General features: G+C 68.0%; 7 protein-coding genes. 4 read left to right on the forward strand and 3 right to left on the reverse strand.

The window, feature by feature from the left end; translation table 11 throughout:
- Positions 1 to 182: 182 nt before the first annotated feature.
- Positions 183 to 1253 carry a glycoside hydrolase family 172 protein gene (locus VFG33_RS04965; RefSeq protein WP_325022851.1) on the reverse strand — a complete coding sequence of 357 codons (1071 nt, stop codon included), beginning with the start codon at positions 1251 to 1253 and terminating at the stop codon, positions 183 to 185.
- A gap of 102 nt (positions 1254 to 1355) precedes the next feature.
- Between VFG33_RS04965 and VFG33_RS04970 the strand changes: the two genes are divergently transcribed.
- Positions 1356 to 1865, forward strand: a complete 510-nt coding sequence (locus VFG33_RS04970; RefSeq protein WP_325022853.1) for an SRPBCC domain-containing protein — start codon at positions 1356 to 1358, stop codon at positions 1863 to 1865.
- A 68-nt stretch (positions 1866 to 1933) separates the two neighbouring features.
- Here the strand turns inward: VFG33_RS04970 and VFG33_RS04975 are convergent, their stop codons facing one another.
- Entirely contained in the window at positions 1934 to 2461 is a 528-nt protein-coding gene (locus VFG33_RS04975; RefSeq protein WP_325022855.1) for a hypothetical protein, read from the reverse strand.
- Positions 2462 to 2600: 139 nt separating this feature from the next.
- Between VFG33_RS04975 and VFG33_RS04980 the strand changes: the two genes are divergently transcribed.
- The 3 genes from VFG33_RS04980 to VFG33_RS04990 all read left to right on the forward strand — a co-directional run bounded on the left by VFG33_RS04980 (position 2601) and on the right by VFG33_RS04990 (position 9376).
- Entirely contained in the window at positions 2601 to 5762 is a 3162-nt protein-coding gene (locus VFG33_RS04980; protein WP_325022857.1) for an amidohydrolase family protein, read from the forward strand.
- Between the two features lie 13 nt (positions 5763 to 5775).
- Positions 5776 to 6618 (forward strand): GNAT family N-acetyltransferase, encoded by an 843-nt coding sequence (locus VFG33_RS04985; RefSeq protein WP_325022859.1) that lies wholly within the window; start codon positions 5776 to 5778, stop codon positions 6616 to 6618.
- Between the two features lie 121 nt (positions 6619 to 6739).
- Entirely contained in the window at positions 6740 to 9376 is a 2637-nt protein-coding gene (locus tag VFG33_RS04990; protein WP_325022861.1) for an NPCBM/NEW2 domain-containing protein, read from the forward strand.
- Here VFG33_RS04990 and VFG33_RS04995 read toward each other — a convergent pair.
- On the reverse strand, positions 9373 to 10350 hold the full coding sequence (locus tag VFG33_RS04995) for a ribose-phosphate diphosphokinase (RefSeq protein ID WP_325022863.1): 978 nt from the start codon (positions 10348 to 10350) through the stop codon (positions 9373 to 9375). The genes VFG33_RS04990 and VFG33_RS04995 overlap by 4 nt on opposite strands.
- Positions 10351 to 10419: the final 69 nt, after the last annotated feature.

The raw sequence follows: 10419 nt of genomic DNA on the forward strand, positions 1-10419 counted from the left end.
AAGGTCAACCGCAACCTCCAACCAGCCGGCGAAGCCCCCCTCGGCTGGACCTCCGCCCTGGTAGTCCTAACCCTCTCCGCCCTCAACGGCCCTCTCCCGGTCCCCTGACGACCCCGCCTTGCCCCACCGCGGACCGTCGACCGGTGGCACACCCCGCCCCCCACACCCACCCACCTCCGCCCTCAGCAGATCTCCATGGTGTCGTGGGTTGGCGCTTCGGCGCGGGCGGTGCTGGTTTGGGTGCTGTAGAAGTAGGCGGTGGAGGCGATGTCGTCTTGGAGTGGGAGATAGCGACCGCCTGATCTCCAGCCGAGTGCCTGCACGTCGACGCGCAACTTCGTGCGGAAGCGGATCGGGTCCGGCAGGTGGAAGCGGTACATCCCGAACCTCTGCTGACTCTGGTACAGCCCGTCCGGCCGGATCACCTGCGGCAGGCCGAGATACGCAGTACTGAACTCTGTGTAGCCGCCGCGGTCAGGGACGTCGAAGTTCCAGGCTCCGCCGAAGTAGTCCTCCGTACCGGTCCCGCAGACCGTCGGGAACTCCTCGTCATCGTCGACGTAGAACTTCACCTCACCCTCACCCCACCAGCCGGAACTGTTCACTCCCCACGCGAGATACGTCCCCACGTAGTGCCCCGGCCCCTCCACCCCGTCCAGCAACGTGTGCACGGTCTTGGAGGGCAGGGGGTTGCTCCGCCGCCACTGCGCATGCAGGTACGCCGATTCGTCGGCGACAGCGCCCAACCAGTAGTCCACCTGGAAGTACACGATCACGGCCTCGTCGTGCGTGTTCTCCAACGTCAACCGAGCCTGCGAGCGGAACGGCATCTCCCAGTAGGAGTTGAATCCACCGTTCGGGTTCACCGCGACCGGCAGCGAGTTCACCTGTGCGAACTGCCCCCACCCGGAGCAGAAGAAGTCCCCGACCGGCGCCTCGATCGCTGGCTCCTCATCGCCGTCCCAATGCGCCCGCAGCACGAGCCGCCGCCAGTTGTCCTTGTGCGTGGTGAGCCAGATGTGGGTGATGCACCCGGGCCCGGCGATATCCGCCAGCGTCGCGCTCTCTCCCGCCGCGAGCTCGATCGACGGCGAGACCTTCCATCCGAGGCCGAGATCCCGGGCCGCCTTCGCCCCGGTCCCCTCAGTACGCCGTCCGCCCTGGCCGGGCTCGCCGGTCGGGTTCTCCGCACTGATGGAGCGCGTCTCCACGTCGGAGATCGCACTGATTCCGGACAGCTTCCCAAGGGTCATGCCCCCGAGCCTAGGTTCCGCGAGTGTCCCCGTGGCGGTTTGGAAATCGATTTCTCACTCTGTGGAATTGCTGGCGTATGCCTTGGTGGTTATATTCCAGGTATGGAAACCAGTCGGGGCACTGTGTACGCGACCGAGGACGGGCGGGTGGCGATCCGGTTTGTCCGGTTGTTCGGGCATCCGCCGGAGAAGGTGTGGCAGGCGATCACGGATCCTGAGCGGTTGGCTGCCTGGTTTCCCGCGGTGGTGGACCTGACGCGGGCGGCTGGGAAGGAGTTGTTCTTCGGGGTGACGGATGAGCAGCGGCGGCGGTACGGGATCACGGACGACCCGGATGCCAAGCCGAACGGGCGGATGCTGCGGAACGAACCCCCGAACGTGCTCGAGTACGAGTGGCTGGGCGAGATCCTCAGCTGGGAGATCGTCGGTACTGCGGACGGCTGCCGATTGGTGTTCACCAATGTGCTGAGCGACCGCGACGCCGCCGGCCCCGCAGCCGCCGGGTGGGAGGCAGGCCTGCAGGTGGTCGCCGCGCAACTCGACGGAACCCCGATCACCTGGGACCCCTTCACCCGCGCCGAGCACCTGGCCCCGGAGTACGAGCTCCCCTGATCCGTTGCGTCCGAAGAAGCCGGGGGCCTGCCCCTCGGTTGTTCGGACGTAAGGCGTTTGGAGGGGACTCAGCAGGGGCGGATGTGGGCGGTGAGGCCGTGGGTGAAGGTGATGCAGGCTCGGGGGCGGCCCTGGTCGGGCCTGGCGCGGACGATCACCGGGAAGGCGTCGGCGCCGCGGATCTCGGGGCTGCGGTCGGTCTTGAGGGTGCCGACCGCTCCCCCGCGCGCTTCCGCCGCGGCGCGGACGTCCTCGACGGTGACCACGCTCTGGGCCGCCTTCGTCGCCGCGGCCTCCGCTCCATCCGCCACGGACAGAGCGAAGTCGATCTCGGGCGGCGTTGCCCACGTCGTCGACGTCACGGGGAACACGAACCCGAACATCAGGAGCCCGACCACCCCGATGAGCCGCCGGGCTCGCCGCCCCTCATCGACCGCGAGTACTGCGGCACACCCGAACGCCATCAGCAGCGTGATCCCGCGAACCACCCAGTGCCGGTCGAGCCGACTGTCGACCGCCAATGCCGCGACCAGCGCGATCACCAGACAAGCGACAGCGGCGAGGCCTCCGCGGACCCGGGGTGAAACAGAATTCATGGCGCTGACGATAGAACGCCGCCGTTCGTCGCAGCGAACCAGCCGCTCACCGAGCGGCACGCGAAACAGGTTCATCGCCTCGCGACGCTGCTGGCAGATTCGGACCATCCCCACCGCCCTCGAGGGATTGGAACGGCCTGTGAATCACGACGACCCCGAGATCGAAGCCCCTGGTTCGTGGAGTCTCTCCCGGCGCCGGGCTCTCCAACTCACCGGCGGAGTGGCTGCCGCCGGCTCCCTGCCGATCGGCCCGGCTGCCGCCGAGGTCCGCAGTACGGCCGACGCGCGCAGTACCGACGGCCGCCGTACAGGAGCGAACCAGGCGACGTTGACCGAAGGCACCAACTTCATGGTGGCGGTCTCGCCGGACGGAGCCTGGCTCGCCCTCGACCTGGTGACAGCGATCTGGGTGACGCCCTCGGCCGGCGGCCGGTCGAGGCGGCTCACCGACGACCTGCAGGACGCGACCCGGCCGCGCTGGGCGCCGGACGGGCAGCAACTCGTCTTCCAGTCGTACCGCGACGGCAACTTCCACCTCTGGTCGATCCACCCCGATGGCACCGGACTGCGGCAACTCACCACCGGCAGATTCGACCACCGCGAGCCGCACTTCTCCCCCGACGGCCGCTCGGTCGTCTTCTCGTCGGACCGTGGCGGCAGCGGCAGCTACGGCATCCACCGGCTCGACCTGGCGACCGGCGGCATCGTCGCGCTCACCGACGACCCCACCGAGGAAGCCGAACCGGTCGCGTCGCTGGACGGCCAGAAGATCGCCTTCACTGTCGACTCCAGTTCGATCGTCGAACTCGATCTCGCCACCGGCCAGCGGCGGATCGCCGTACCGGCTCAGACTGGGTTCGCCGTCTACGGTCCGGCCTACTCTCCTTCGGGACAGCTTGCGTATGTCCGGAACAGCGGCCCGGCTTCGGATCTGGTGGTCGGCGATCAGACCGTCACCAGCGGCAAGGACGTCTTCGCCGTACCGCCTTCGTGGGCGTCGGCGAACGAGCTCTACTACACCGCCGACGGCAGGGTGCTGCTGCACACGATCGGCGGCGCTCACGCGGTCGTGCCTTTCACCGCATCCGTGCCCGTGACGTCGCGCAGGCCGCGACCGAAGGCGCCCGACATCGAGTCGACCAAGCGCCGGCCAGTGCTGGGTATCGCGAGTCCGACAGTGTCGCCGGACGGACGTCTGCTCGCCTTTCGTGCGCTGAACGCGTTGTGGCTGGCAGCAACCGACGGGCGGACAGCGCCGCGCAAGGTCGTTGCCGACGGCTACTTCAACTCGGATCCGGACTTCTCACCCGACGGCAAGAAGTTGCTCTATGCAAGCGATAGGGACGGTACTGCGGACCTCTGGCTGCACGATCTCGCCACCGGGGCCGACAGCAAGCTTTCTTCGTTGCCCGGAGCGCAGACCGCGCCACGGTTCTCCCCGGACGGCAAGCAGGTCGCGTACCAGGACCAGGACGGCATCGCCTGGGTCCTCGAGCTGGCCTCGAACCAGGTTCGCCAACTGACGCCGACCTTGTTCCAACCGGGCCGGGTGAGCTGGTCCGCCGACGGTCGGACGATCGTTCTAGCGGCGGTGAAACCGTTCTCCAAGCGCTTCCGCGAGGGCACCAGCCAGCTCCTGTACGTCGACGTCGCCACCACCGCCTTCGAGTACGTCGAGCCGATGCCGTTCCGATCGCTGGCTACCCGTGGCGACGACGGCCCGGTGTTCTCCCCCGACGGCAAATGGCTCGCCTTCGTCGTCGAGAGCCTCCTGTACGTCGTACCGGTCGACAGGCGCGGGCGGTTCACCGGGAACCCGCGGGCGATCACCGACGAGGTCACCGACTCGCCGGTCTGGCAGGACGAACGGACTCTGCTCTATCTGCACAACGGCCAACTGCGCCGCGTCGATGTGCAGGGATCACGTCCGCGGACGGTGAAGCTCGACCTGACCTGGCAACGGGCCAAGGTCAACCAGCACCTGACGATCCACGCCGGCGCCCTGTGGGACGGCCGGGCGAAGGAGCTACAGCCCGACGTCGACGTCGTACTGGACGGGGCCAAGATCGCGGCAGTCCGGCCACATCGAGGTGAGGCCGATATCGATGCGTCGGGGTTGACCGTGATGCCGGGGCTGATCGATGCGCACGTCCACTGGCACCTTCGCGGCCGGGCGTGGGGCGCCCGGCAGGGCAACCTCTGGTTGGCGTACGGGATCACGAGTACGCGCTCTCCCGGCGATCCCGCATACCAGATGCAGGAGACTCGGGAAGCGCTCTCGCACGGCTCTCTGACCGGGCCCCGGTACTTCGCGACGGGCGAGGCGATCGACGGCTCGCGGGTCTACTACAACTTCATGAGACCGACCTTGTCGCTGCGGCAACTCGGGTTGGAACTCGACCGGGTGGAAGGGCTCGCGTACGACCTGGTGAAGACGTACGTGCGGCTGCCGATCGAGTATCAGCGACGGGCGATCGCCGCGGTTCACCGGCTCGGGCTGCAGTTGTCGTCGCACTACCTCTACCCGGCCGAACACCTCGGCATGGACGGGATGGAACACACTGGCGCGACCAACCGGCTCGGCTACTCGCACACGGTCAGCCGGCTCGGCCGGGCGTATGCCGATGTGGTCACGCTGTTCACGAGTGCCGGGTTGTCCGTCACTCCGACGCTGTTCACCTCGACGATGGCCCACGTCGACGACCCGTCGCTGGTGACCGACCCGCGGACCACCACTCTCTACCCGGCCTGGGAGTACGCCGCGCTCCAGGCCAAGGTGAACACCGCCGCGGGACCGGCGGGAATCACCACCCGGGAACTGCTGAAGGGCAACGTAGACATGGTCTTGCGCATCCACCGCGGCGGCGGCTTCGTGATCGCTGGGACCGACTCACCGCTGGACAACATCGCGATCTCGCTGCACGCGAACCTTCGGTCGATGGTGGCTGGCGGATTCACCCCGTACGAGGCACTGACCACAGCGACCCGCAACCCGGCGAGATGGTTGAACCTGGAGGACAAGCTCGGCGTAGTACGGGCGGGGGCGCAAGCGGATCTGTCGTTCGTGCGGGGCAATCCGCTGGCGGACATCACGCATGCGGCTGCGGTCCAGCAGGTGATGGTGGCCGGGAAGCTGCACACCATCGACCAGCTGCTCGAGCCCTTCAATGCTCGGCAGACGTCATTGGTTGCTGCGGGCAATGGTCCGCAGCCGCTGACTCGGGAGCAGGCGCACGCCCACGACCCGGAGTACTGGTGGCATGAGCCCGAGTGGCTGCACCACCTGTGTTGTGAGGGGTGAATAGGCTCGCTCCATGAGTGAGCTGGAGATCTTGGCGGCCAGTGCGGCGGACCTTCTGACCATGCGGCGGTGGGCTGCTGACGAAGGATGGGATCCGGGGCGGTCGGACGTGCTGGCCTTCGGTGCGGCCGACCCCTCGGGGTTCCTGGTCGGGCGGCTGAATGGCGAGCCGATCGCATGCTGCTCGGGCGTTCGCTATGGCACCGACTACGGCTTCCTCGGGTTCTACATCGCTCGGCCGGAGGTGCGCGGACACGGGTACGGGATCCAGTTGTGGAACGCGGTGATGGACCACCTCGTCGGGCGGACGGTCGGGCTGGACGGGGTGGTCGATCAGCAGGAGAACTACCAGAAGTCGGGGTTCCAGCGGGCGCTGAACCACGTCCGCTACTCCGGCGTCCCGGCTGTCGGTGAGACGCCGGGCGGGGTCGAACTGGTGGACGCGCGGTCGGTGCCGTTCCGGCAACTGGCCGAGTACGACCGCCGGTTCTTCCCGGCGGAGCGGGATGCCTTTCTGTCGCTTTGGGTGAATCTGCCTGGGCACCGATCGCTCGTAGCGATCCAGGACGGCCGGCTTGCGGGCTTCGGCGTACTGCGGCCGACCGACTCCGGCTCGCGGGTCGGGCCGCTGTACGCGGCGTCGGACGAGATCGCCTCGGCGGTGCTCGCCGGGCTCGTGGGGCCAGGTGAGGAGGTGGCGATCGACGTACCGGATGTCAATGCGCCAGCGGTGAGGCTGGCTGAGCGGTTCGGGCTGGTGCCGACTTTCGAGTGTGCGCGGATGTACGCCGGCGGGCCGGCGCCGGACGTCGATCAGGCCGGGATCTTCGCCACCACGACGCTGGAGCTGGGGTAGGGCGTGCCCTAAGTCCGCATCCGGACATTTCTGCACGGGATCTTGCAGCAATCAACACCACCTCTTACGGTGAGCGCGACTTGGTGTACTCGCCCGTTCACCGATCGTGAGGACCTCGCCGATGCTGAAGCTGCTCTCGTCGTTCCTGCCGCTGACTCTCCTCGTTCCAGCCGTTCCAGCCGTTCCAGCCGTTCCAGCTGCTGCAGCCGGCCCGGACACCTCGTGGGTACTGCCCGGCGTGGCTTCCGTCGGCGCGACCGTGGAGTTGGTCGACGGTCGGCTCCGGCTCGAGGTCACCTCGAAGGCCGCCGAGGTGGTCAGCGTCGCGGATCTCGGCGTGGTGACCGCGGCCGGCGACCTGTCGAAGGACCTTGCGCTGACCGGTGAGAGCCACCAGACGCTGCGTACGTCGTACCGGATGACGACCGGGAAACAGCGGGATCGGACCGTGTTCCAGCAGGAGAGCCGGCTGACGTTCGGCAACGCGAGCGGCTCCTTCGCGCTGGTCGTGCGGGTGTCCGACGACGGCGTGGCGTTCCGGTACGAGCTGCCCGGTCCGGTCGCCGTCCAGCGTGAGACGGGCGGCTACGAATTCGCCGCCGACGCGACCAACTGGTTGCAGCCCTACAACGCGCAGCACGAGAACGAGCACGCGCAGGCGACCGCCGCCACTGCCCCGACCGGGCAGTTCGGGCATCCCGCGCTGTTCCGGGCCGGGGGCAACTATGCGCTGCTGGCCGAATCCGGTCTCGACGGCCGGTACTCCGGTGCGCGCCTCACGCACACCCAGGGCTCCAGCCGGTACGACGTCCAGCTCGCCGACGCGCAGGTGGTGTCGTCGGGGCCGTTGGCAACGGCTTGGCGAACGATGATCGTCGGCGACCTCGCCACCGTCACCGCCTCGACCCTGGTGGACGACCTCGCCGACCCGGCGCGCTTCACGGACACGAGCTGGATCCAGCCCGGGTTGTCGTCCTGGTCCTGGCTCGCCGAGAACTCCAGCCCTCGTGACTTCGAACGCCAGAAGGCCTACGTGGACGCGGCGGCCAAGAACAACCTGAAGTATGTGCTCGTGGACGAGGGGTGGAGCCCGGCCTGGCTGCCGGAGCTGACCCGGTACGCGCGGGCTCGCGGCGTCGAGGTGCTGATCTGGTTCCACTGGACCAACCTGCAGAGCCAGGCGCAACGCGACGACTGGTTCACCAAACTGGTTGCCTGGGGCGTCAAAGGGGTGAAGGTCGACTTCATGGAGTCCGACACCCAGGGTCGCTACCAGTGGTACGACGCGATCCTCGCCGACACCGCGAAGTACAAGCTGATGATCAACTTCCACGGCTCGACCGTGCCGCACGGGCTAGCCCGGACCTGGCCGCACCTGATGACGATGGAGGGCGTCCGCGGCGAGGAGAACGGGCTGAACGCGACGCGGAACACGATCCTGCCGTTCACCCGGAACGTGATCGGCTCGATGGACTACACGCCGACCCGGTTCGCGACGGCCGCCAACCCGAAACCGCAGACCACCAACGCGCACGAGCTCGCGCTGCCGGTCGTCTACGAGTCCGGCTGGACGCACATCGTCAGCTCGCCCGAGGAGCTGGCCTCGCAGCCGGAGGGTGCGCGGTTCCTCGCGCAACTGCCGACGAGCTGGGACGAGACGCGACTGGTCGCGGGAGCACCTGGCTCGGACGTCGTGATGGCGCGGCGGAGTGGTTCGCGGTGGTTCGCCGGTGGGATCAGCGCAGGTGGCGCGGGTACGGTCGCGGTACCGCTGTCGTTCATGGGTGGGAACCGGCAGTGGCTGGTCGAGGTCATCGCGGACAACGGGCGGCTGCTGGCCCGGTCGTCATCGGTGCGGCGGGCAACAGATCAGCTATCGGTTGCTATCGGCAATCATGGCGGCTTCGCGCTGCAAGCCTGCCCGTACTCCGCTGGTCGGGTCACCTGCGACCAGCCGCATCGGGTCGCACCCAGCACGACGGTGCTGGTGGACGCGTCCGTGAGCGAGATCGTCACGGGTGGGACTGTGAAGGTGCAAGGGATCTTCGTTGCGCGGACGGGTGGTCCTGTGCGCAACCTCACGCTGGCGCCGGAAGTGCCCGGCGGGTGGACGCTGGTCGCGGGTGCGCCGGTAACGAGGAACCGGCTGAACGATGGGGAGAGCGTGAGCGGGAGCTGGACGTTGAGGCTAGGCTCGGGCGGCGCCCGGGGTGATGTCGAACTGGTTGTCGCCGGCAAATACACGGCACCGGACGGGCGGTCGATCCACTCCGCCGGAGCCACGTCGATCTTCGCGGAACCGCTGCCGCCACGCGGAGCGACGTACGTGAGTGATCTGCCCTGGACGGATGAGATCAACGGCTACGGTCGACCGCAGCAGCGGGACAACAGTCATGGTGGCGACCAGCCGCCGGGGACGCTGTCGATCGCCGGCAAGACGTTTGCCAAGGGCATCGGTTCGCACGCGGCGAGCTCACTGACCACTTGGCTGGGTGGCGCCTGCACGCGGTTCGTCGCGGACGTCGGGGTCGACGACGGTACCGAGACCGGCGATGGCTCGGTCACCTTCGTGGTGGTCGGCGACGGCCAGACCCTGGCCAGTACGCCGGTCATCCGCGCCGGCGACACCGCCACGCACCTGGACCTCGATGTCACCGGCATCAAACGCCTCACCCTGGCCACCACGGACGGCGGCAACGGCAAGAACAGCGACCACGCCGACTGGGGAACCGCTTCGCTCGCCTGTGGAACAGCTTAGAAGGGGAGTTTTGGTTGGGGTGGGCCGTGGGTGGGGTCTACGCCGTCGAAGAGGCTGCTGACGGACTCGCCTTCGTGGATGCGTTTGATCGCCTCGGCGAACAGTCCGGAGACCGAGCTGACCTGCAGTTCGGGGAATCCGTCCGGGCGTGGGACCGTGTCGGTGCTGATCACCTCGGTGATCGACGGGTGGGACCGCAGCCGCTCCACCGCCTTACCCGCGAACAGCCCGTGCGTCGTCGCCACGGCGGCCTGGGTGCAGCCGAGATCCTTCAACCGGTCCAGCAGTTCGATGATCGAACCACCGGTCGCGATCTCGTCGTCCAGGATGATCGCCTTCTTGCCCGCCACGTCGCCGACGATCGCGTCGATCACGACCTTGTCGTCGGACAACCGCTGCTTGCTGCCCGCGGCCACCGGCAGGCCGAGCAGCCGCGCGAACTGGGTCGCGGTCTTGGCGTTGCCCAGGTCCGGACTGACCACGACCGTGTCGGTCAGGTCGGTGCCCCGGAAGTGGTCCGCCAGTACGCCGATCGCCGTCAGGTGGTCCACCGGGACGGAGAAGAACCCGTGCACCTGAGGCGCGTGCAGCGTCATCGTCAGCACCCGGTCGACCCCGGCCGCGACCAGGAGATCGGCGACCAGCCGGGCGCCGATCGAGATCCGGGACGCGTCCTTCTTGTCGGAGCGCGCATACGCGTAGTGCGGCATCACCGCGGTGATCTGGGCCGCCGACGCACCGCGGGCCGCGTCGATCATCAGGAGCAGCTCCATCAGGTGCTCCTGGGTCGGCGGCACCAGCGGCTGGACGATGTAGACGTCCCGCTGCCGGCAGTTCACCTGCAGTTGGACCTGCAGGCAGTCATTGCTGAAACGATGGATCTCCACCGGCGACAGCTCTACACCGAGATCACTACAGATCTGCTCGGCGAGGCTTGTATGCGCACTACCGCTGAACACGACGATCTCTCGCACGGCTCTCCCCGAACGCTCCGACCAGACACCAGAAGCCTATCTCGCCCCCACAGGTGCTCAGTCCCCGAG

Source organism: Kribbella sp. (genome assembly GCF_035687465.1).
GTDB lineage: Bacteria > Actinomycetota > Actinomycetes > Propionibacteriales > Kribbellaceae > Kribbella.

Excerpts from the sequence above, each read along its gene's own strand:
- VFG33_RS04965 (WP_325022851.1), bottom strand. The coding sequence starts at position 1,253 with ATGACCCTTGGGAAGCTGTCCGGAATCAGTGCGATCTCCGACGTGGAG.
- VFG33_RS04970 (WP_325022853.1), top strand. The coding sequence starts at position 1,356 with ATGGAAACCAGTCGGGGCACTGTGTACGCGACCGAGGACGGGCGGGTG.
- VFG33_RS04975 (WP_325022855.1), bottom strand. The coding sequence starts at position 2,461 with ATGAATTCTGTTTCACCCCGGGTCCGCGGAGGCCTCGCCGCTGTCGCT.
- VFG33_RS04985 (WP_325022859.1), top strand. The coding sequence starts at position 5,776 with ATGAGTGAGCTGGAGATCTTGGCGGCCAGTGCGGCGGACCTTCTGACC.
- VFG33_RS04990 (WP_325022861.1), top strand. The coding sequence starts at position 6,740 with ATGCTGAAGCTGCTCTCGTCGTTCCTGCCGCTGACTCTCCTCGTTCCA.